This is a genomic window from Corynebacterium sp., assembly GCF_030532715.1.
Classification (GTDB): domain Bacteria; phylum Actinomycetota; class Actinomycetes; order Mycobacteriales; family Mycobacteriaceae; genus Corynebacterium.
The window spans coordinates 290,244-311,798 of sequence record NZ_JAUNKO010000003.1 but is presented as its reverse complement, the minus strand read 5'-3'; the positions used below and the strand labels follow the sequence as shown (position 1 = coordinate 311,798).

At 59.7% G+C, this 21,555-nt stretch carries 22 protein-coding genes; 1 reads left to right on the top strand and 21 read right to left on the bottom strand.

Going from position 1 to position 21,555, the window contains the following annotated elements; translation table 11 throughout:
- Window position 1 precedes the first annotated feature (1 nt).
- The 12 genes from Q4D83_RS06685 to Q4D83_RS06630 form a co-directional block, all read right to left on the bottom strand.
- Window positions 2-646, bottom strand: coding sequence for a putative quinol monooxygenase (locus Q4D83_RS06685; RefSeq protein WP_303174088.1), 645 nt, complete (start codon window positions 644-646; stop codon window positions 2-4).
- Window positions 643-1,623 carry a hypothetical protein gene (locus Q4D83_RS06680; protein WP_303174086.1) on the bottom strand — a complete coding sequence of 327 codons (981 nt, stop codon included), beginning with the start codon at window positions 1,621-1,623 and terminating at the stop codon, window positions 643-645. Before Q4D83_RS06680 ends, Q4D83_RS06685 begins: the two co-directional genes overlap by 4 nt.
- Window positions 1,624-1,639: 16 nt before the next feature.
- Window positions 1,640-2,212: a 3-phenylpropionate/cinnamic acid dioxygenase subunit beta gene (locus Q4D83_RS06675; RefSeq protein ID WP_303174084.1), complete on the bottom strand. Its 573-nt coding sequence runs from the start codon at window positions 2,210-2,212 to the stop codon at window positions 1,640-1,642.
- A 2-nt stretch (window positions 2,213-2,214) separates the two neighbouring features.
- Window positions 2,215-3,573, bottom strand: coding sequence for an aromatic ring-hydroxylating dioxygenase subunit alpha (locus Q4D83_RS06670; RefSeq protein ID WP_303174082.1), 1,359 nt, complete (start codon window positions 3,571-3,573; stop codon window positions 2,215-2,217).
- 296 nt (window positions 3,574-3,869) lie between these two features.
- Window positions 3,870-4,286 carry a PaaI family thioesterase gene (locus Q4D83_RS06665; RefSeq protein ID WP_303174081.1) on the bottom strand — a complete coding sequence of 139 codons (417 nt, stop codon included), beginning with the start codon at window positions 4,284-4,286 and terminating at the stop codon, window positions 3,870-3,872.
- Window positions 4,283-4,597 carry a hypothetical protein gene (locus Q4D83_RS06660; RefSeq protein WP_303174078.1) on the bottom strand — a complete coding sequence of 105 codons (315 nt, stop codon included), beginning with the start codon at window positions 4,595-4,597 and terminating at the stop codon, window positions 4,283-4,285. The genes Q4D83_RS06665 and Q4D83_RS06660 overlap by 4 nt, the downstream gene beginning before the upstream one ends.
- Complete coding sequence (locus Q4D83_RS06655; RefSeq protein WP_303174076.1) at window positions 4,594-6,195, bottom strand: long-chain fatty acid--CoA ligase; 1,602 nt, start codon at window positions 6,193-6,195, stop codon at window positions 4,594-4,596. Before Q4D83_RS06655 ends, Q4D83_RS06660 begins: the two co-directional genes overlap by 4 nt.
- Window positions 6,192-7,010, bottom strand: coding sequence for an SDR family NAD(P)-dependent oxidoreductase (locus tag Q4D83_RS06650; protein WP_303174074.1), 819 nt, complete (start codon window positions 7,008-7,010; stop codon window positions 6,192-6,194). Before Q4D83_RS06650 ends, Q4D83_RS06655 begins: the two co-directional genes overlap by 4 nt.
- Before the next feature lie 12 nt (window positions 7,011-7,022).
- Complete coding sequence (locus Q4D83_RS06645) at window positions 7,023-7,580, bottom strand: 3-phenylpropionate/cinnamic acid dioxygenase subunit beta (protein WP_303174072.1); 558 nt, start codon at window positions 7,578-7,580, stop codon at window positions 7,023-7,025.
- A 10-nt stretch (window positions 7,581-7,590) separates the two neighbouring features.
- Window positions 7,591-8,793, bottom strand: coding sequence for an NAD(P)/FAD-dependent oxidoreductase (locus tag Q4D83_RS06640; protein ID WP_303174070.1), 1,203 nt, complete (start codon window positions 8,791-8,793; stop codon window positions 7,591-7,593).
- 5 nt (window positions 8,794-8,798) lie between these two features.
- On the bottom strand, window positions 8,799-9,143 hold the full coding sequence (locus tag Q4D83_RS06635; RefSeq protein ID WP_303174068.1) for a non-heme iron oxygenase ferredoxin subunit: 345 nt from the start codon (window positions 9,141-9,143) through the stop codon (window positions 8,799-8,801).
- Between the two features lie 2 nt (window positions 9,144-9,145).
- Entirely contained in the window at window positions 9,146-10,483 is a 1,338-nt protein-coding gene (locus Q4D83_RS06630) for an aromatic ring-hydroxylating dioxygenase subunit alpha (protein ID WP_303174159.1), read from the bottom strand.
- Window positions 10,484-10,896: 413 nt separating this feature from the next.
- On the opposite strand from Q4D83_RS06630, the gene Q4D83_RS06625 reads away from it, so the two are divergent.
- Window positions 10,897-11,682 (top strand): IclR family transcriptional regulator, encoded by a 786-nt coding sequence (locus tag Q4D83_RS06625; protein ID WP_303174066.1) that lies wholly within the window; start codon window positions 10,897-10,899, stop codon window positions 11,680-11,682.
- 6 nt (window positions 11,683-11,688) lie between these two features.
- Here the strand turns inward: Q4D83_RS06625 and dmpG are convergent, their stop codons facing one another.
- From dmpG to Q4D83_RS06580, 9 genes are all read right to left on the bottom strand, one after another.
- On the bottom strand, window positions 11,689-12,699 hold the full coding sequence (gene dmpG, locus Q4D83_RS06620) for a 4-hydroxy-2-oxovalerate aldolase (protein ID WP_303174064.1): 1,011 nt from the start codon (window positions 12,697-12,699) through the stop codon (window positions 11,689-11,691).
- Window positions 12,700-13,617 carry an acetaldehyde dehydrogenase (acetylating) gene (locus Q4D83_RS06615; protein WP_303174063.1) on the bottom strand — a complete coding sequence of 306 codons (918 nt, stop codon included), beginning with the start codon at window positions 13,615-13,617 and terminating at the stop codon, window positions 12,700-12,702.
- Window positions 13,618-13,633: 16 nt separating this feature from the next.
- A complete protein-coding gene (locus Q4D83_RS06610) occupies window positions 13,634-14,410 on the bottom strand; it encodes a 2-keto-4-pentenoate hydratase (protein WP_303174061.1) in 777 nt (258 codons plus the stop codon).
- Window positions 14,407-15,330, bottom strand: coding sequence for a 3-carboxyethylcatechol 2,3-dioxygenase (locus tag Q4D83_RS06605; protein WP_303174059.1), 924 nt, complete (start codon window positions 15,328-15,330; stop codon window positions 14,407-14,409). Before Q4D83_RS06605 ends, Q4D83_RS06610 begins: the two co-directional genes overlap by 4 nt.
- A 10-nt stretch (window positions 15,331-15,340) precedes the next feature.
- Window positions 15,341-16,210 carry an alpha/beta fold hydrolase gene (locus Q4D83_RS06600; RefSeq protein WP_303174057.1) on the bottom strand — a complete coding sequence of 290 codons (870 nt, stop codon included), beginning with the start codon at window positions 16,208-16,210 and terminating at the stop codon, window positions 15,341-15,343.
- A gap of 140 nt (window positions 16,211-16,350) precedes the next feature.
- Window positions 16,351-18,453, bottom strand: a complete 2,103-nt coding sequence (locus tag Q4D83_RS06595) for a S9 family peptidase (RefSeq protein ID WP_303174055.1) — start codon at window positions 18,451-18,453, stop codon at window positions 16,351-16,353.
- Window positions 18,446-19,174 carry an ABC transporter ATP-binding protein gene (locus tag Q4D83_RS06590; protein WP_303174053.1) on the bottom strand — a complete coding sequence of 243 codons (729 nt, stop codon included), beginning with the start codon at window positions 19,172-19,174 and terminating at the stop codon, window positions 18,446-18,448. Before Q4D83_RS06590 ends, Q4D83_RS06595 begins: the two co-directional genes overlap by 8 nt.
- Window positions 19,168-20,265 (bottom strand): iron ABC transporter permease, encoded by a 1,098-nt coding sequence (locus Q4D83_RS06585; RefSeq protein WP_303174051.1) that lies wholly within the window; start codon window positions 20,263-20,265, stop codon window positions 19,168-19,170. Before Q4D83_RS06585 ends, Q4D83_RS06590 begins: the two co-directional genes overlap by 7 nt.
- Window positions 20,262-21,416, bottom strand: coding sequence for an ABC transporter substrate-binding protein (locus Q4D83_RS06580; protein ID WP_368502199.1), 1,155 nt, complete (start codon window positions 21,414-21,416; stop codon window positions 20,262-20,264). Before Q4D83_RS06580 ends, Q4D83_RS06585 begins: the two co-directional genes overlap by 4 nt.
- Between the last annotated feature and the right edge of the window lie 139 nt (window positions 21,417-21,555).

Here is a 21,555-nt window from a genome sequence, read left to right as displayed (position 1 = left end):
TTTAGCAAGAATCTGGCCACACCACGGTGTGGGAATATTGGGCGGGGTTGCGGGGCAAAAATCTTCCATACAGAAGGTCGAATTCGGTGCGGCGATAAAACTCACGCTCGGAGTCCGCGATAGGCGTCCGGCCCGAGTCGCCACGGTAATCTGCGGTTTCCACCCGGCCGAACCAGTGCGCGTCGTAGAGTTGTTGATCCTGCCAAACTTCCAACAGCAATAACTTGCTGGAATCGCACGCATGCTCGTACCAGTCGTAGGCGACGCATCCGGGTTCACGACGAGTTTCCGCGACCTCCCGCGCAATAAGCTCACGCAACTTCGGATTCGGGGCATACTGTCCCTGAATAATTATTCGAACTTGGTCGCGGGCGGGCCACCGCACTAAGGGCGAACCGGCGGCGCGGCTGACCCACACATCGTCGCGCAGATCGAACAAACATTGGCGGTAGATTTCGGTGCTGGCGGACGCCGCAAACTCGCGGTACTCAGCACTGGATAACAGCGGTTCCAACTCATGCTCCGCAAGAAGCATCACGACGGCCGCGTCTGCCCCGGTGAGCGAACGGTAATGCTCAGCGCGGCCAGGAAGGGTTTCAAACAAAAGTTCAGGAATGTGGGGTGCCTGGTGCAGTATTCGGATCATTGGTAATCCACCACCCAATCCGGTTGCGCGAACTCAGGTTCCGGCGTGCGGCGACGGACGACGATCTCCACGAGGTACCCGCCAAGTGCGTCGAACGTGTCGAAATAGCCGAACTCGGCAGCTTGCCCGCGCAACGTCGAACCCATGCACAGCGGGTAGCCCAACTCCCCCATGCGGCTTACCACCGAATCCCACGCCACGTCATCGGGGGCCAACCACGGGAAAATATGGTGGATGCCGGGACCACGGACATCAAAAAACTCGCGATTGTAGTGGCTCGAGCCGTGGTTACTTTGAATGATTTCGAAACCGAAGTCACCGACCATTCCTTGGGCGGTGAAATAGCCATGATCCACGGGCTCACCGCGGTATTGCGGCGCGTCCAGCCGACCCCAACCCGTCTCCCAGGTTTTGCAATCGAACTTGGTGATGCCAAAGACGTCGCGGTACGCGGGCAACGCCTCGAGCACATCGTGCACCAGCACCCCGAAATGGAAAATCCGATCGGTGGGTAGCGCGGGGTCTGTTGGTGGTTCCGCCGGCATCAAAGCGTCAGCGAACACGTCGTGAGGTACCGCCTCAACTAGGAAGCCACCGAGACTCTTACGCGTGTCATAGAAAACTCGTTCACCTGCGGTGTAGGCGACGGGGATGCCGAGGGATCGAAAATGCGCCTGCGGGTCACCATCCACCACGACCTGCAAAAACGCAATTCCTTCGCGTTTCGTACGTAAATGCTCGTGAAATGGGGACTCGCCGGCCAGCGGCTGCACCAGCTCGAAGGTGAATGCGCCCGTGGAGCCGCACGCACTGATCCAGCGGGCACCAGTCACCTCGCGCCCATAGGACATCGCTTGAGCTGGGGCGTACTCCTGGGTGTCCCAGCTGGTGATGTCGTACATGTATGTGTAGTTTCGCTTGGCTTGCTCGATGTCGTAGACGACAACACCGATGCGCCCAAGTCGCAGCGTTTTCATGTTGGACACCTTTCCGTTAGTAGAACAGGCTGAGGTTCTTCACCAGGATCGTGGACATGTCGAATCGGATTTCGCGTTCCAGCACTTGAAACCCGTACGCAAATTCGGGGACAGCGACGATAATGTCGCGGCGTTCCCCGGCGATGATGTCTTGGCTGCGTTCCCCACGGCTCCGGTAAATCAAGAAATTCGAACGCACATTGAATTTTCGGGCGGTCGCGTCGGCTGGACCGTCGGCGGTATGGGCGTCGATACGAATATTTGTAATGAGGTGGCGGGAACGCGACGGCGGTTCCTCCGCCCACGCCATGTTGGTTTGCAGGCGAAATACGCGCTGCCGTAGGTATTCGTGTCCTTCCTCGAAATAGACGGACGTGCCTTTGGGGTAAAACTCCTGGGAGCGTTCCCGTGCGACACGGTTTTCCCGAACGGGCGCCCAATAGTAGATATCTGGGTGCATACATTCGAGCCAGGTATCCCACTCCATGTTGTCTATGAGTTCGGCCTCGTCGTAGAGAAAGCGGGTGATGGCGCGCTCGGTCTCTGCGTCGACCCGAAGCTCCTCAGCGCGGGTTTGATTTGAAAGCATGTTCAGTTTCCCTTCCCGGTCGCGGCGGTTTCCAGCACGGCGCTGAAATCGGCGGTTGCCACCTCGGGGGTGCCGTTGCGCATGGCTTTGAGTTCTTCCCAGGTGTGGCCGGCCATCAGATCGCGATAGAAGCCGTACATATTCAACGCGGCATTGTCCGAGTACACGTGGGCGGTGGAACCGCCGGGGTAACCGTCGTCATCGTGGGTAACCGGCACACCCCGCATGTTGTAGGTGAACCCGGTCTTGCGGGCCTTCGCGCCACGCAAAATGCGCTGCATTTCCTCCCAGTTTTCGGCATCGTCTTGTTCGAACATGCCGCCGGGTGAAAACGTACGCATGACGTCGACGCGGATTGCTTCCTTGACCTCCTCGGGCGCGTCCTTGGGCACGAATGCCCACGACCAAATTTCCATTTCGTGCGGGCCACGCGGGTGTGTGACGCGGAACGTGTAGTTGCCCAGCAGCATGAAGTTGGGGAACACGTTCATGTGTCCACGGACTTCGCGGAACTCGCCGAGCCGCTGTTCAATGCTGCTGCGGACCGTGTGTTCCCAATCCACCAGCGCCGGGGCGGTGTTGGGGATTTCGTTGCCACGTTTGCCAAAGAATGCGCCGCCGTGGCCGTACGGGCTGAAGAATTGACGCCCCGTAGGAACCTTCTCCCTGCCTGTTTTTCGGTTAAAAGTATCGGAACCGCTAGCGAGGGCCTCCACCGCGGAAACATGGCTGATTTCGGAATGCTGCATATCGGAGGTTGGTTGTTCAACATTGAACTTCCAGTTTGCTGGCAACACCCATTTGTGTACCGCAATCGCTTCCATGCCACCCTCGTAGCGATCAATATAGCCATCCAAGTAGTATTTGGCGTTTCCTAAATATTCCTCGAGCGGTAGAATGGTCTCGTCCCAAGATCCGAAAATGAATCCGTTGTAGTTTTCTATGCGGGGGACACGAATTGCGCTGAGTTTAGATTTGTCCAAACCTTGCGGGTAGGCGTTATCCTCGTGCGGGATATCCACGAGGTTCCCTTGCAGGTCGTAGGCCCAACCATGGAACGAGCACATAAAGCTCTTTGCCACGCCCCGATCGGCCCGGCAAATCCGCATGCCGCGGTGCCGGCACTGGTTGAGAAACGCGGTCACTTCGCCGGAGCGTTGCCGCACCACAATAATTGGGTCTTCTCCAATATAGGTTTGAATGTAGCTACCTTTTTTGGGAAGCATTGAATCGTGCGCTAAAAACACCCAGGTGCGCTGCCAAACATGTTCAAGTTCTTGGGCGTAGATTTCCTCATCTACAAATATTTTGCCCGAGACGTACCCTCCTATTGGGTCAATGAGCTGGTGTATATCTGGCACAAGTTCCTCCTTGTACGCGGGTTTTGGCGGGGATAGTCAGAAATGCAAAATCTGAACGATTTGCTGGTGAATCAGCTTGCAAAAATAACGTAACCGCAATCACTATTGTGTTTTAAGTCACCGTTCCGGAGATTGGAACGTACCCGCGATGAGCTGCAACAACCGGCGGCGTACACCGCAGCTCACCGCCGCCGAACCCCACCAAGGACGGGTTCTGCGCGCAGAGAAAAACCTCGCCGGGCCGGCAGGGTGCCAGCGCGCGGCGAGGTGGCAGTCTCTGTGTGTCGTTGACCTGGCTACGCCTTCGGTTGCGGAACCGTATAAGTGGTCACGACTTTGGCGAGCACGGCGTCGTCAACCGACGATCGAACAACAGTATCGGTGACGATCACGGTGCGACCGGCGCGCACAATCGTCGCGGTGGCCACCGCGTCCCCCTCCTTTTTGTTCGAAACCACGTTCACAGATGAACTGACGGCGAGCGGGAAGACGCCGCGCGGGACCTGCTGCATAGCCAGCCACGTCCCGCAAATGTCGGCGAGCCCAAACAGCGCAGGCGCCGAGAACATCCCCGCGGGCTGCGTGATCGCTTGGTGCAGCGGCATACCCACACGGACTTCCTCAGCTGAACCCGAAATTGGGTAAAGATTGAGGGTGACAGCTACGTCGTCAACGCGCGAATAGAAATCGTTCCACTGTTCTATAAAGCTCATGTGAGTTCCATTTCTTCTGTATCTTTGCAGGTCACCCATGCTGGCTCGTTCACCATGAGGGAAACTTCCGTCCCGTCGCGCAATTGCACGTCAAGAACATACCGATATCCAGCATCTTCGCACCCGGCAATGGCGCCAATATCGCCTTCTGGGACGGCAACTACTACCCGCCGACACCGCGGGTGCGCGGCGTACAACGCCTCAGTATCCGAGCGCAACTGCTCCGCCGTGCTGTACGCCAGTTCCATGTCGTGACGGCTGAAGGGGTACGTGTGCCGCAGCGACGACTGCGCTATGAATGACGCGCTCATTGCTGCTCCTCCAGCAGATCGAGCACATGTCGGCGGATGGCGAGCTTGTCGATCTTCCCGGCGGAATTCCTTGCGATTTCATCGACGATCACGAGGCGCTTCGGCAGCTTATACCGCGCCAAATGCCGTTCACAGTGTTCGCGTAGCTGTTCGAGCGTGATATCGGCACCCGGATCGAGCTGCACCACGGACACCACACTTTCGCCCCATTTTTCATCCGGCACGCCCACGACGGCATTGCCGCGCACACCATCCATTTCTGCGACTACGCGCTCAACTTCCGCCGGATAGACGTTCTCGCCGCCGGTGATGATCATGTCTTTGAGCCGATCCACGATGTAGTAGTAGCCGTCTTCGTCGCGGTGACCAAGATCGCCGGTGTGGAACCAGCCCGCCGTATAAGAGTTCTGGGTGATCTCCGGGTTGTTCCAATACCCCGTGGCCACGTTCGGTCCGCGTACCCAAAGCTCCCCGGTCTCACCGGCTTCGCGCACCTCTTCGCCGGTATCCGGATTTACCAATCGAATCTGTGTATAAGGCATTGGGATGCCACACGATCCGACTTTCGTTTCCGTCATACTTGGTGGCAGGTAGGTGGCAAACGGCGCGGTTTCCGTCAACCCCCACGCCTGCTGCACGTTCACGCCTTTCTCTAGGTAGCGGCGGATCAGCACCGGCGGCACGGGCGCCCCCGCACAGATAGTTGCCCGCATTGAATCCAGTTTGGCGTCCGCAAACTTCGGATGTGCGTACATAGCTTCTAATTGCGCGGGAACAAGGAACGACGAACCGACCCGATATTGCTCGATGTCTCGCATCACCACTTCCGGGTCAAAGTGCCGGTGAATCAACACCGTATTGCCCCGCACCAACGCCCGGATAGCAAAGGAGTTCAAAGCGCCGACGTGGAATAGCGGGGCACTCGCCATCGTGATGTCGCCGGGGCGCGTATCCACCATGGTGTCCACATTGACTGAGTTCCACCACAGGTTTCCAAAGGTCAGCTGCGCACCTTTCGGCAATCCGGTGGTTCCGGAGGTAAATAGCAACAAGGCGAGATCGCTCATGGTCATCGGCCTTGGTTTGCCCAGATCCGCCACGCTTGTCGCCGCGGCTTTCGTAGCAGTGTGCCAATACAGCGGCACGCGACCGTCTACCGGTGCGTGCGCATCGTCGTCGACGATCACTACGTGGTGGCGCTCGATCCCATAGATGTGTTTCGCCATCGGCAGGTGCGTGCCTTCCACCACGACCGTGTGCGGCGTACCCTGCATCAATAGCTGGGAAACTTCGGATTCTGAAAGTCTGAAGTTGAGCGGCATAAACGTCGCGCCGAGCCACCAGGCGGCGAGCATGGCATAGATAAAGGACTTCGAGTTCATACCCAGATACGCAACTCGATCACCTTGTCGAACGCCCGCGTCGTCGAGGTGCGCTGCCCAGGCCTTCACAATGCGCTGCAGCTCGTCATACGAAACCAACTCACCTTCGTAAATCAGTGCGAGTTGCTCGGGTTGGTACGCGGCGTGGCGCACCACCTGGGCGCACGGGTTGATATCGATGGTTTCTAGATAATGGCTTACTCCGGTGATAATCACAGGTCGTCTCCTCCTGCCGCGTGTTCGAATCCGCGTGCGGCGATTCCGCCGTCGGCGTTGATGATGGCGCCGGTGATGTTTCCGGCCTCTGCTGGCGACGCCAACATGACGTATGGCCCTGTGAACGTCGCCGGATCGGTATCGATATCGTGCAGCGGGATGTACGGATTGCTTGCCGACGCCCGCCGATCGAACGTGTCCCTCAACCTGCGGCGTTCCAACCCCAACGACGCGGGGCCCCGAAGATCAGTTCGCATGCCACCGACCGCGACACCGTTCACCCGCACCTTCGGAGCGAGCTCATAGGCGAATTGCAGCATCAGCCCGCGATCGGCGAATTTGCTGGCGGTGTACACGGGACCGCCACCGGCGGCGTAAAACGCCGCATTGGACAAGGTCATGATGATCGAGCCGCGGGTGGCCACCAATTCCCGCCACGTCGCCGCAACGGTCAACAAGTAACCCTTCACGTTGATCGCGAACACCTCATCGAATACCTCCCCTAGTTCGGCGCCGCTGTGCCGGGTGACCGACCGGTTGTAGTCCCAGATCCCCGCGTTGGGAATTACGGTGTCCAAACGCCCGAACGCATCTTTGGTTTTCGCCACCGCGCCGACCAACGCATCCGCATCTCGCACGTCCGCAGCCAGCGCTAGCCCGCGCCCGTCCGGCAAGGTATCCACCACGGCTTGAACGCGGTCGAGATCCACGTCCACTGCCGCCACATAGGCACCTTCCGCTGCGAACCTTTTTGCTAATGCCGCACCCAACCCGGAACCGGCCCCGGTAATAAATGCGGTTGTTCCTGCTAACATCGCTCAAGCTCCCTAGAAAAACGTGGAAATGTTTTTGGAAGGCAGGACGTTGATGTCCAGCAGGATCCGCCGGTCAAAAATTTTCCACTTCCCCTCGACGTTGCGCAGCAAATCCGTTCGGGTACCCGCGAAAATATCGCGCTCACGCTCGAGCCGGGTACGCCACACCAGGAAGTTGGTACGCACCTCCAGGACGGGCGCGGCGTCGACACGCGCGTGTCGAGCGGTGAGGTTCGTGATCAAATGCCGGGTGCGCGAGGGCGGGTCTTCGGCCCATGCCATGCCAGAATCGAAGCGGCGGATACGCCACGCCAGGGATTCTTTCGTTTCGTCGTAAAACGCGGTGTCTTCGGGCCCGGCGATGGCCAAGGCCTGCTGCCGCCTCAGACGATTTGTTCGAGTCGGCGCCCAATAGTAGAGGTCGTCGTCGAAGTGCTCGAGCCAGTCCACGTAGCGGCCCTCATCAAGCAGGTCCGCCTCGTCGTAGTAGTAGTTCTGCAACTCATAGTAGAGCTGGGCGTCTACCCGTTCACCGAGTTCAACGCCCTCTTTGCTGAGATAGTCAGTCATTGCCGTAGTCCTAACGTGCAAGCTTTTTCAAGTTGATGGAAGGGTCTTGCAATTGCGCGGGGTCGACGACAATCTGCCGGTCAATCAGCCGCCGAGCGGCTCGAACAGCCATGCCATTATCTATGGCGGCGCACCCCGCGAGCCTGCCATCGTCACGCACCCGAAACGCCACCTGCGCTTGGCCGTCCGCAGCCATCCGAAGCACCGTCGTCCCAGGCTCCGTCATGGAACCCACCCCCTCCACATGCACCCCGTAGCGGTCCGTCCAAAACCACGGAGCACCGTGTTTCGGCAGCTCATCCCCGCATATCGACGCCGCGGCTATCTGCGCCTCGAACACCGCGGACTCCCAGTGCTCATGGCGGCGTTGCAACGTTCCGTCCGCATTGCGCGTGCGGGCACAATCCCCGATCGCCCACACCCGGTCCATGCTGGTTTGCTGGGCGTGGTTGACTAGGACGCCACCATCGCAATCCAGTTCCGCGCTGCGCGCGAGCCGTTCCTCCGGCACGATACCCACGGCCATGAGCACTTGGTCAGCGGTCACGGATTCCTGCCCGTCCACGCTGATCACGTAGCCTTTTTCGGTGTGTTCAATGGCGGTGGTTAACCCCGTGATGGTCCGCACGCCGTGGGTGGCGTGCAACTCGTGCAAGCGCTGCGCCAACGCCTCGCCGAGGGCAGGTACGAGGGCAACGGGCGCGGGGTCGATAAGCGTCACCTCGGCCCCCAGTGCGCGGGCGGAGGAAGCCACCTCGGCTCCGATCAAGCCTGCGCCTACGATGGCAAGGTGCACGCCGGGGCGCAGCACTTTTTTCAACCGCTCGGCATCGTCGACGGTTCGCAGCACGTGCAACGTGGGGTCCTCAAAGCCCGGAATGTTGCGCGGCACGCCACCCGTAGCCAACACCAAGTTGTCGAATGAACGGGTGGTGCCGTCTTCCATAACCAACATGCGTTCGGCTGGATCAATGCGGCCAACGGCGCCGCGTTCAATAGCAACGTTGTTTTCTTCGTACCAGCTGCGTGGCGCCAACAACAGTTGCTCGGCGTTTTTCTCGCCGGACAGGATTTCCTTGGACAGCGGCGGCCGATCGTACGGCAATCCGTGGGGGTCAATGATGGTCACCGCGCCGGCGTAACCCCGGGAGCGCAGTTCGCTCGCCAGTGTGAAACCACCGATGCCGCCACCAATAATGGTCGTTGTGGTCATGTCCGCTACGCTCCCGCCGGGGTACCTGGGTAGAGCCACACCTCGTCGCCGCGCAACTCAACTTTGTGGGTGACCATGTCTTCCACCGCCGGCATGCTCAACACCTTGCCCGTTTTCAGGCAAAACTTCCCCGCGTGCAGCGGGCATTCCACTTCCGCACCTTCCACCCAGCCTTCTGCCAGCGAGGCGTTCCCGTGGGTGCACACATCATCGAGCGCGTAAAACTCATCATCCTCGGTGCGGAACACCGCGATGGCGGCTTCGATTCCGGTGACATCCGACTCGATGACCTTGCCTTCTTCCTGTTCGAAATCGTCAATAGTGCCGATCTGTACGGGTTGCTGTGCCATGGTTATGCTCCTTGGGCTTCGTGCTGAGTTCCCTGCTGGGTTTCGTGCCAGGCTGGGGTTGACATGAGTTCGCGCCACCGGCGATACACGCCTCGCCCGGCGGCGTCGGAGTACAAGCCGGAGGTGGTGCCTGGGTAGTCTTCGCGCTGGGTTTCCGTGCCGAGGCCCATCTGGTAGTTCAGCGCGGTATTTCCCACCATGAACGCGTGCGCGTTCGCCTGACACTCGGACCAGTTTTCACCGTCATCCTGTTCGAAAATGCCGGATGGGCCGAAGGTGCGCAGGTTGTACAGGCGTTGGGCGCGGCGAACTTCTTCGGGCATGGACTTGTCGAGCACCGTCCAAGACCACACCTCCATCTTGTTGGGGCCTTTCGGGTGCCACACTCGAATCGACCCATTTACCGGCAGGTACGAGAAATTGGGGAACACGGTGGCGTGGCCGTTCGTCAACGGCCCCATGACCTGCGCTGGGGACAGCCGTTCGCGCAGGAACTCATAGTCGTAGTACTCGTGGACCGGCTGGGCGTCGAACCGGTTGCGCGGGTGGACGGGGAACCCGGCGCCGTTGCCACGCGCATCGGTGTACTGCACACCCGTGCGCATTGCGATTTCCTTCTTTGGGCCTTTCCCCGTGGGCGACAGCACCATCAGCGCTGAGGCGTGCGACATGTTCACGTGGTACCAGTCCGTGGCAAACTGCTCGGCGGCAAGCTTCCAGTTGCCTTCAAGCACCCACTTTGCCACGCCGCCAACCACGCAGGTGCCTTCCGGATCGCGGTCCATAAACGCGTCGATGTACCACTTCATATCGCCAAGCGCGTCCTCCAACGGCTCCGCGTCCGCGTCCCAGTTCGCAAAAATAAGCCCTTTGTACGTTGCCACCCGCGGGGCGCTCACCAATCCCCAATCCGCGGGATTGAAGTCACTGGCGTAAGCGTCTTGGGCGGGCACGTCCACGAGGTTGCCATCGAGGTCGTACGCCCACCCGTGATACGTGCAGATAAAGTTCTTCGTTGCGCCTTCGTCTGCGCGACACACCCGGGCACCTCGGTGCCGACAATTATTCAGCAGCACCCGGATTTCGCGCTTTTTGTTCATCACCGCAATGACGGGATCTTCGCCCATATAGGTTTGGAAAAAGGAACCCGGGCGCTGGAATTGGTCCATGTGCGCGATAAACAACCAGCTTCGCGCGAATATTCGACGCATTTCCTGCTGATATACCGCCGGGTCCGAGAAAATTCGGCGATCGACAAGACCCCCGTCGGGGTCGACCATACCGCTCACATCAAGGTTTACATCCAACGCCTCGGGCCGGGTGAGCCCTCCCCGAGGCATTGGGTTGTCTGGTGTACACACGTTGTTTCTCCTAAGACTGCCGTGGGACTGACACGGCGAACCTGGTGTCCAATTTGTACTGTGCCCCGAAACACATAGAGTGTTCTAGCTCACGTTCCGCACAGTGGAACGGCATGGCAATTGCCCATCGCTTCGACCGCGCCGCAGCATCGCCTCACTGGGGCGACGGCGGACCCGAGTCCCCCGCACAGGTTCGCAATACCCCAACGGATGCGCACAATGAGCTGCACGTTCACCCAGCCTCCTTCCCTCAAATGGGGTGATTGTTTTCTGCCAGGTTTACAACACGCTCTAATGTGTTTCACATCACGTTCCGCAGAGTGGAACGTCTCCTATGGCCGGCAATGTGTTCTAGCGCACAATGTCCGGAAGAAGTCCTGAGGAAAGAACCAATGAACAACACAAAATCTGCCGATACCAGAAGTGCCGTAGACAAAGCCTTCAGCCTGCTCCGCAGCTTCAGCGACCACGATGCCGCGGGTGTCGGTGTGAGTGAATTGGCGCGGCGCGCTGAAATGTCCAAATCCACGGCGCACCGCCTCCTTGCCACCCTCGTTGCCAATGGCGCAGTGGAACGCTCCGGCGATGTCTACCGCCTCGGCCCACTCTGCTTCGAACTCACCAGCGACCGTGGGGCACGCACCAGCGAGATACTCAGCGAGGTACTCACCCCATTCCTGGCCGTGCTTTTCGAACGCACGCGCCAAACGGTGCATTTGGCAACGCTGCAAGGCAACGAGGTCGTCTACATCAACAAGTTGTTTTCCGCCCGGCGCATCGCCAGCCCCTCCCGCATCGGCGGACGCGCCCCCGCGTATTGCACGGGTGTCGGCAAAGCGATGTTGGCGTGGGACGAGGTACGCGCCGAATCAGCTATCGCCGGCGGGCTCCACCGCTGGACCCCGTACACGATCACGGATCCCGACGAAATCCGCGAAGAGCTCGCCAATATTCGCACTGAGGGCATCGCCCACGACCGCCAAGAGATTGCCCTAGGCCTTAGCTGCATCGCTGCCCCGATTTTCGGACGCAACAACGAACCCATCGCCGCCATGTCCGTTTCCGGCGCCTCCTCACAGTTCAAACCTGACGAGCACGCCCTCGCCCTCAAACGCATTTGCGCGGCGGCCGGTCGCGCCGCCCTCGAGCACCAACGGGCTCACGACCGCACCGCCTAACCCGCGCTACGCTGCGGCGTCGCGGAGGGCGACCGCGACGTCGATAATCATGTCTTCCTGGCCCCCGACGTAACCGCGACGCCCAACCTCGGCGAGAATGTCCGCGGTGGGGACGCCGTAGCGGGCAGCAGCGCGTTCCGCGTGGAGCAGGAAGGAATTGTAAACGCCCCGGTAGCCTTGGACGATGGATCCACGATCCAAACTCGGGAGCCGTTCGACCATAGGTTTGAGCACATCCTCGGCCGCGGCGAGGATTTCGGCGTTCCGGACACCGTGCTGGATACCAAGCCGATCGAACGCAACTGCGAGTACTTCCGTGGGGGAATTTCCGGCGCCGGCACCGAGGCCTGCTAAGGAACCGTCGATTTGCGACGCCCCGGCCCGCACCGCAAGCACCGAATTAGCAACGCCGAACGAAAGGTTTTGGTGCCCGTGGAAGCCCACCTGCGCGTCGTCGCCGATTTCATCAACAAGCGCCGCAACCCGTTCGGAAGCTTGTTCCATAATCAGTGAACCTGCAGAGTCGACAACGAAGACGCACTCGCAGCCCGCGTCAACCATGATGCGCGCTTGACTCGCAAGTTCTTTCGGCTCAATGCGGTGGGAAAGCATCAGGAAACCGCCGGTTTCCAACCCGAGTTCACGCGCGGCCTGAAAGTGCCGGATAGACACGTCAGCCTCGGTGCAATGCGTGGCGATGCGCACCATACTGGCCCCGCGCTGTTGCGCCTCCTTCAGGTCAGCGACAGTGCCCAGGCCGGGCAACAGCAGGCAAGCGATGCGGGCGTTAGTGGCTTCATCGACGGCCGCGGCGATAAGGTCTAGGTCGTTGACCTTAGAAAACCCGTAGTTGAAGGAGGACCCGCCTAAGCCGTCGCCGTGGGTCACCTCGATCATCTCAACGTTGGCATCATCGAGTGCTCGCACCACTCGCCGCACCTGATCCTCCGTATATTGGTGACGTACCGCGTGCGAGCCGTCGCGCAGCGTGGTGTCATTGAGGCGAATCGTTGGCATTTATTTTCCTCCTTCGAGCAATTCCACGTACCGGTCCGCGGTGGCCACAGCGGCCGCGGTGATGATGTCTAGGTTTCCGGCGTATTCGGGCAGATAGTCAGCGGCGCCGCGGACTTCGATAAGCACGGTGACGCGCCCCCAGCCATTCCACTCCGGCCGCGCATGATCAAACTGGGGTTCGGCCGTTAGGCGGTAGCCAGGAACGTACCCCTGCACCGTTTCAACCATCTGATCGATTGACTGCCGTACTCGATCCTGCAACTCGCCAGGCTCTGCCGCCTCCGCCGGCAAGGAACAGTACACCGTGTTGCGCATCAGCATCGGCGGCTCCACGGGGTTCAGGATCAAAATAGCCTTGCCCCGCCGCGCACCACCAACACGCTCGAGCGCACGTGCGGTTGTTTCCATAAATTCGTCGATATTTGCGCGTGTTCCAGGGCCCGCCGATTTCGAAGCTATCGACGCCACGATCTCGGCGTATTCAACCTCCACCACGCGTGACACCGCCGCCACGATAGGAGTAGTTGCCTGTCCGCCGCAGGTAATCATGTTCACGTTGTCCACCGTCTTGAGCGCATCAAGGTTTACCGATGGGCAGAAGTACGGGCCAACGGCTGCCGGCGTCAAATCGATGGCGCGGATCCCGGCTTCCCGATACTTTGGAGCATTGGCCTGGTGCGCATACGCCGAGGTTGCCTCGAACACGAGGTCGGGCCGCACGGATTGTTCCAGCAGCCAATCCACGCCACCGGCAGACGCGGTAACGCCAAGTTTTTCGGCGCGGGCTAGGCCATCGGAGGCGGGATCCACACCAATCATGTAGATGGGTTCGACGTTGCGCGAGTTGCGCAACAGTTTGATCAGCAGGTCGGTACCAATATTGCCTGGGCCGACCACAGCTGCGGTGTATTTTCTCATGGGTGATGTCCTTGATTTATTGAAAGTGTGCCGTAAGCGAGCCCAAGTCGCCGTAACTGACGGTCACTGTGTCACCGGCCGCGACGGGGGCTGCGCCGCAAAAGCTACCTGTGAGTATCAGGTCCCCGGCGCGCAGCGTCACATCTTGTTCGCCGAGCGTGCGCGCCAGCCACACCAGCGGGTGCAAGGGATGGTCCATGACCGCCGCGCCGGTGCCTTCCCCGACGACTTCGCCGCCGATCCGCATGCACGCCGCAACCCCTGGCAAGTCGCACACAGGTACGTTTTTCAGCTCGGCGCCGAGGATGACAGCGCCGCAGGAAGCGTTATCAGCTACGGTGTCCACGAGGCGAATGTCCCAATCGCGGACACGGGAATCAATAATCTCCGCCGCCACAAACGTCGAATCGATCGCCGCGGCCACCGCCTCAAAGTCTGCATCCGGCGGAAGATCACTGCCTAAGCGAAACGCAAGCTCCGGTTCGATCTTGGGGTCAATAAACTGGGAGACTTCAATGGTGTCACCGTCCGCGAAAACCATGCGATCGGTGAAAAAGCCGAAGTCTGGGCTGTCCACACCAAGTTGCCGCTGCATTGCCAGCGACGTGAGGCCGATCTTGCGGCCCACCACCTGGTGCCCGGCATCCTCAAATGCGCGTTCTTGAGTTTGTTGGATCTTATACGCGCCAGCTACGTCCAGCCCTGGAATGGTCAACCGCGGTGGCGCGATCGGGGTGCGCGTGCGATACGCCGCGAACAGGTCGCCGGCTACGCGTTGCAGGGACTCGCTCATTCGCACTCCTCCGCGAACATGATGCCAAATCCTGCGATAAATTCCTTAATCGGGCGATAGTATTCGTACGCCACGTCGTAACCGTCCACGGCGGCGCTCATTGCGGAAAATGCGGCGACCCAGCTGCGCACCTCGTGCGAGGAGTGACCAGCGTCAATGTCCATTTGATCCGCAGTGTAGGCGTCGAAAAGGGTGGGGTCGCCGGCGGCGCAAACGTCCATAAACTTACGATCCCAGCTGGGGTTAAGGTCCTGGATTTCCGCCTCGCCTTTCGCAAACGCTCGGGCGGTGGTGATGACGCGTTCTTGCCGCGCGTTGCGCGCTTCTTCCGTGGGGTGGCGGCCGTTGAGCAGCAGCTTTCGTTGCTCGTCGGTGGCGGTCACCCATTGCGGGACTGGCGGATCGTGGCTGAGCCCTCCGGACGCAATAATCAAGATCTTTTCCGAACGGCCACGCAAGAATTCACCGACGAGTTGGCCCATCCGGCGCACCCGTTCCATAGGGACGAAGGGGCGAGCGAGCCCATTCACGTAGATCGGCAGGACGGGTTTGGCAGCGATGTCGCCGTACAGGATTTCCATGGGCTGCACCGCACCGTGGTCGAGCTCCATGCGACGCGAAATGGCCATGTCGATCCCACGATCGAGCAGGAATTGGGCAAGTTCTTCGCTCAGCTGGGTGGGCACGTCCAGGGGCCCGGCCTGGGAATCGTAATCTCCGACGCCAACGGCCTCGTAGCCGACACAATAGGGCGGCATCAGGTCGTAGAAGAATCCGTTGTAATGGTCTGGGGAAAACGTCACCACCAAATCAGGGTCAAACTCGCGTACAGCACTGCGAACACGCTCGAACGCAGCATCGAGTTCCGCTTTCACTTCGGCACCGGGATCGTTGATATGCAGCAGCGGGCTGTGCGACATCGCCAACAATTTAAGCATCGGAGCCCTCCAGCAAAAATTCGAGGTGCAGCGCGTTAAAGGTGTCGGCGTCTTCGTATTGTGGCCAGTGACCGCAATTTTCCATCACCGCGAGGCGGGCGTTCGGAATCAGCTCAGCGATCCGACGCCCCTCATCCACCGGTCCGGATGGATCCTTTGTCGTCCACAGCACCAGCGCTGGGGCCTGGATGGCGCGCAGGTCATCGTCGCTGAGCATATTGCGTTTGCGGATCTCTAGGTTCTGCAACGCCATGTTCATTTCGCACGCGTGTTTCCAGTCCGGCTGCTCGAAAATGCGCTGGCGGGTACGGATAAGGTCTGGGGTAACCATGCTCGGATCGGCCATCAGCCATTCCAAACGGGCCTGGACACGCTCCCAGCTTGGGTCTTCCGCAGCCGCCATGGACAACGTGTACAAACGTTCCATGACCTGCGGATTCGCCATGGTCCCGCCCATCGTGTTGAGTACGATGCGCGCCACGCGCTCGGGGTGCAATTGTGCGAGCCGCGCGGTGGTCCAGCCGCCGAGGGATTCGCCAGAGAAGTACGCTTTTTCCACGCCGAGGTGGTCGAGGAACGCGAGCACCTGGTCGATGTAGTGGGGAATCTCCAGCGGATGATCCGGTTTGGTGCTGTAACCGTGGCCGATAAAGTCGATGGCGTAGACGTTAAAGTGTTCGGCGTGGGCGCGAAGATTGCGAACATAGGCCTCCGCGTGGCCGGTGATCCCGTGGAGCAACAATAATGTTGGTTTCTCCGGCGAACCCGCGTGAAGGTAGCGGGTTCGATAGCCGCCCGCCTCCACGTATCCCTGGCTGAACTCGACTTCCGCGAGATCGTCCCACACACTCGTATATTTCATGGTTCCTCCGATCCAAAGGCGAAACGTTGGCACCGATAGTGATGCCCCGCACACTGAGTGATCGTAAGAGGAACCCCAGCCGAACCTATAGGGCTGTTCCATCTATTGGAACAGCCCCGCCAGGGTGGCCGTATGGACGATTAGTCCAGCTTGCCGGTGACCTGATTGATAATCCAGGCGAATTCGAAGGCGGTTTGGCGCCAGCTATCGTAGCGGCCGGAAACCCCGCCGTGTCCAGCCGCCATTTCCGTTTTCAACAGGAATTCACCGCCGGTCGCTGTAGCGCGCAGTGCCGCGATCCACTTCGCGGGTTCCACGTACAGCACCCGGGTGTCATTGATTGAAGTCACCGCAAGAATATTTGGATACGCTTTGGCTTCGATGTTTTCGTACGGGGCGTAGGAAGCCATATAGTCGTAGACCTCCGGATCGGCCAGCGGATTGCCCCACTCTTCCCACTCCACCACAGTCAACGGCAACTCGGGCATGAGAATGCTGGTGAGGGGGTCAACAAACGGGACGATTGCGGCGATAGCGCGGAACCTGTCGCTGGCCATGTTCGCCACCGCGCCCATGAGCAAGCCGCCCGCAGACCCACCATTGGCCGCCAACATCTCCGGCGCGGTGACCTTTTGCTCGATGAGGTAGTCCGCGACGTCGATAAAGTCGGTGAAGGTGTTTTTCTTCGCCAATAACTTGCCGGTGTCGTACCACTTCCGGCCCATTTCACCACCGCCGCGCACGTGTGCAACGGCAAAGATCATTCCGCGGTCAAGCATACTGAGGCGGGCCACGGAAAACCCGGGATCAATGGGGGTTTCGTACGAGCCGTAGCCATACAACAATGTGGGATTCGGTTGCGAAAGATCAAGGTCAGCGCGGTGCACCAACGACACCGGCACCTGCACCCCATCGCGCGCGGTAACCCACAGGCGCGTGGCAGTGTAGTCCGTTGGATCGTAGCCGCCGAGCACCTCCTGCTGCTTCAACAGGGTTCGCTCATCGGTTTGCACATCGAGCTCATAGATGCTCGACGGGCTAATAAAACTGGTGTACGTGTAGCGGAGGCGCGGGGTTTCCCACTCGGGGTTATTGCCCGTGCCCACGCTGTACAAGTCCTCCGCAAACTCCAGTTCGGTAAACGTGGTGTAGCCGGGGTCCAGCTTCATCAACGCTAACCGGCCGATGCCGCCAGCACGGTAACCGAAGGCTATGTGGGTGGCAAAGGGGTCCACACCCTCGATGCGAACGTCGTCATTGTGCGGGACCAACACATTCAAATCGGCCAGCGAGTGGAGCTCGCCCACTGCGCACTCCCCCAACTCAAAATTCGGTCCGGTGGCGTTATGTACAACCAGCCAGCGGTCCTCACCAGCCACTACCGCATGGTCCACGCCGTATTCCACGCGTTCTTCACGCGGCACCAAGCAACGGAATTCGCCGGTGGGATTGTCCATCTCCAGCACCCACACTTCGCTGCTGGTTTTCGATCCGAGCTCGATGAGCAAGTACTTTTCGCTGCGGGTAGCGTCCACACCCACCCAGAAGCGTTCGTCAGCCTCGTGGAAAACTTGCACGTCCTCGCTGGCGGGCGTGCCCACCCGGTGCCGCCACACCGAATCGGGCCGCCATGCTGCGTCAACGCGCTGGTAAAACACGTAGTCTTCCCCCGCCCACACCGCGCCGGCGGCGATACCGGGAATTTCATCGCTCAACAGTTCGCCCGTTGCGAGGTCTTTGATGCGCAGCGTGTACCGCTCGTCGCCCGCAACATCCGTGGAATACGCCAAGTAGCGGCCCGAAAGCGTAACCGAACCGGCGCCAAGCGCAAAAAACTCGTGCCCCTCCGCCAGCTCATTCGAATCCAGAATGACTTGTTCGCCGGGCAGCGCGTCTTGGGTGATCTCCGGCGGGTTCCAGTCGTGCGCGGGCACTCGGCAGCTCACGCTATAGCTTTTCCCCTCCTCGGTGCGAACAAAATACCACCAGTCGCCGGAGCGCGTCGGCACAGTCATATCCGTCTCTTTGACGCGACCCTTAATTTCCTGGAAGATTCTCTCCCGCAGCGCCGCGAGGTTTGCGGTGTGCGACGCCGTGTACTCGTTTTCCGCTTCCAGGTAGGCGATTGTTTCTGGAGACGTCTTGTCCCGCAACCACTCGTAGTTATCTATGAATTCCCTACCGTGATGGCTGCGGGTCAGGGGGACTTTGTTCGCCGTGGGCGGGGTTACGCGTTCAGTCATGCATCCCGATGGTACCCAGCGGCGTCACCACTGGCACATCGCCGTGGCACAAGACCTCCGCTTCGACGCGGTACACGTCGCGCAATAGTTCGGGCGTGATTACCTCCCGTGGCGGCCCCTGCGTGACGAGCTCACCGTTTCGCATCACCACAAGCTCTGCGCACATTCGTGCGGCAAGGTTGATGTCATGGATGGCTACGAGCGCCACCGCACCCTGTTCCGCCGTTTTTCGTTGCAGCAATGCGAGTAGGAACAATTGACGGTGCAAATCCAGCGCCGAGGTCGGCTCGTCGAGAAGCATCAGCTGCGGTTGCGCAACGAGCATCTGGGCAACCGCCACGAGTTGCCGTTGCCCGCCAGACAATTCACGCAAGTAGCGTCCCGCCACGTGCCCCACGCCCAACTCCGCGAGTGTCGACGCCGCGGCCTGCACCGGGTGTTCCGCACCCGCCCGCCGCGCACCCACCAGCACCGTCTCGAGCGCGGACAATGCCGCGGTATCCGGGATCTCCTGCGGCACGTACCCTATCTCCCGATTCGTTCCCACTAGCGTTCGAATGAGGGTGGATTTGCCGGAGGCGTTGGGGCCCAACAGGCCGGTCACGTGCCCGCCGACAATCGGGCGCGAGGTGCAGAAATTATCCAGCACTTTCTTCCGACCGTAGCTAGCGGAAACGTTTTCGATCACCAACGTGCTAACCGTATCTGTGGCGGTCACCATAGCGCCCTCCTCCCGGCCATGACGATCACGATAAAGAACGGCACCCCAATAAGCGCGGTGATAATGCCAATGGGCATCGCCAGCCCGGGGATAATCAACAAACTCGCGGCGTGGGAAGCAGAGAGCATCAGGGCACCCGCAGCCATGGAAGCAGGCATGAAATAACGTTGATCCTCACCCACGAGCATGCGCGCCACATGGGGGCCAACCAAGCCCACAAATCCAATGATTCCGCAGAATGCCACGGCGGTGGCAGCCAGCAGCGAAACCACTATGAGCACCACCACCCGCAAACGTGTCACGTTGACGCCGAGCGCGCGGGCGCGGGCGTCGCCAAGCCGGAGCGCGGTGAGCTGCCACGACAGCACCATAAACAACGGCACCGCCAACAACAACGACGCACCAATCACGCCGTTTGCAATCCACGTCGCGCGAGTCAGCGAACCCATGGTCCAAAACACGATCTGCTGTAACGCCTCGGTGGTGGCGCGGTACTGAATCAGCGCCAGCAGCGCCTGGAACAGAAACACCAGCCCAATCCCGAGGAGGATCATGGTTTCGGCGGAGGCGCCACGCACCACTGCGGCAACAACGATCATCGTCGTGGCCAGCATCGCAGCAGCCCAAGCAGTGGCAGCCAAATTGAATTGCGGCTGACTAATCACGGTCCAACCAAGCGCAATCGCCGCCGCCCCGCCAAACGCCGCGGCTGCCGAAATGCCAAGCGTAAACGGTTCGGCAAGCGGATTGCCCAGGATGGTTTGCATCTGCGCGCCAGCCAAAGCCAACGCCATGCCCACAAGCAGCGCCATCACCGACATGGGCAAGCGCAGTCGCCACAGCACGGTGTAATCACGGCTACTCAACGATTGGGGATCGATAATCCCAACCACCACGTCGCGGACGCTTAGGTCCACGGGGCCCACAATGGTGCTCACCACGAACGCAATCACCGCGGCAACCAACAAGGCGAAAATAATGGCGAAGCGCCAAACAACGGTGCGTTTGTGGTCCGCGACGATCTGTGCAACCGCCTCCGACGTAGGCTCGGTAGTGCTTGCGGAAGCGGTCACCTCAATGTGCTGTGTCATTTGTTGTCAGGATTCGAGACAAAGAACACGCCGCTTGCCGAGAACGGGACGTACTGCTCGTGTGCCTTTACAAAGTCCTCTTCTGGGGTGAAATCTTGGAATAGTTCCGGCTGCAACCACACGGCGAATTGTTCCAGCACGAGATAGTTAAACGGGGAATCGTAAAACTGGTGCCAGACCGCGTACATATCGCTGTCGAGTTGATCGAAACCGGGGGTGGCAAGCAACCCTTGCAAGGTCTTTTCAGCCTGTTGTTCGGTTGCCGCATAACCGAGTTCAACGTGTGGCAATACCTCCGGCTTGTCCTTTTTCGGGGCCCAAGAGCCGCCCGTAGCAATAATCACCTCTGGCTGTTCAGCGACGACCTTCTCCGCAGTGATATCGCCTTCGTCGCCAGTGAGAATATGGTCGCCGAGGTTGTCGCCGCCCGCGAGGTTGACCAGCTCACCGAGATTGGAATCCTTCACAGTCGCGCAGCAATCCTTCAAACCGGCAGCACGCCACAGCAGAGTTTTCGGCCGGTGCGAAACCTTTGCGGTGCGCTCAGTAACCTTGTCGACGGTGTTGGTCCATTCCTGATTGAACTCCTTAGCTTGCTCCTCTTTGCCGAGCAACGCGCCAAACGCCTCCATGGATTTGGTGGTGTTCTCTAGCGGATGCTGGCGGAAATCAGTAACCACGTATTTCAGACCGGCTTCCTCCATTTGCGCCAACATTCCCGTATTGGAAATTGAGTCGTGATGATCTGCCGTAATCACCACCACGTCAGGGTTATAGGAAAGCAGGTTTTCTACGGTGACGTCGCCCTTGGCTAGACCACCAATCTCGGGGATATCTTTAGCAGCCGGTATGGCTTCGACGAGTTTTTCCCGGTAGCTGGGTGCGGCGTTTGCCAAGTCGTTGCCGATGGCAACAACGCGGTCCAACGGGTTGTCCTTGTCCAGGATGGCGGTAGCGAACACGCCGCGGCCTTCACCGAGAATAATGCGCTCCGGCGGGGCATCGAATTCGACCTTACGTCCCAGCACGTCAGTGACCACCACGGCGCCACTTGCACTGGCTGTTTGAGTTTCACTGTCTGAATTCGGTGAACTACAAGCACTTAACGCTGTGCAAGCACACACGACAAGCGCAGCTACTCTTTTGAGCATGCGTACCCTCCGTACGGTTGATCTTTCACTCGGCCGTTCGATTGACCACCATGAATAGTAGTAAGGATAGGCTTTCCTGGCAAGCTCTTTTGGGCAAAAATAATGCCCCGCAGTACACCTGCAGGGCAATCACATGATT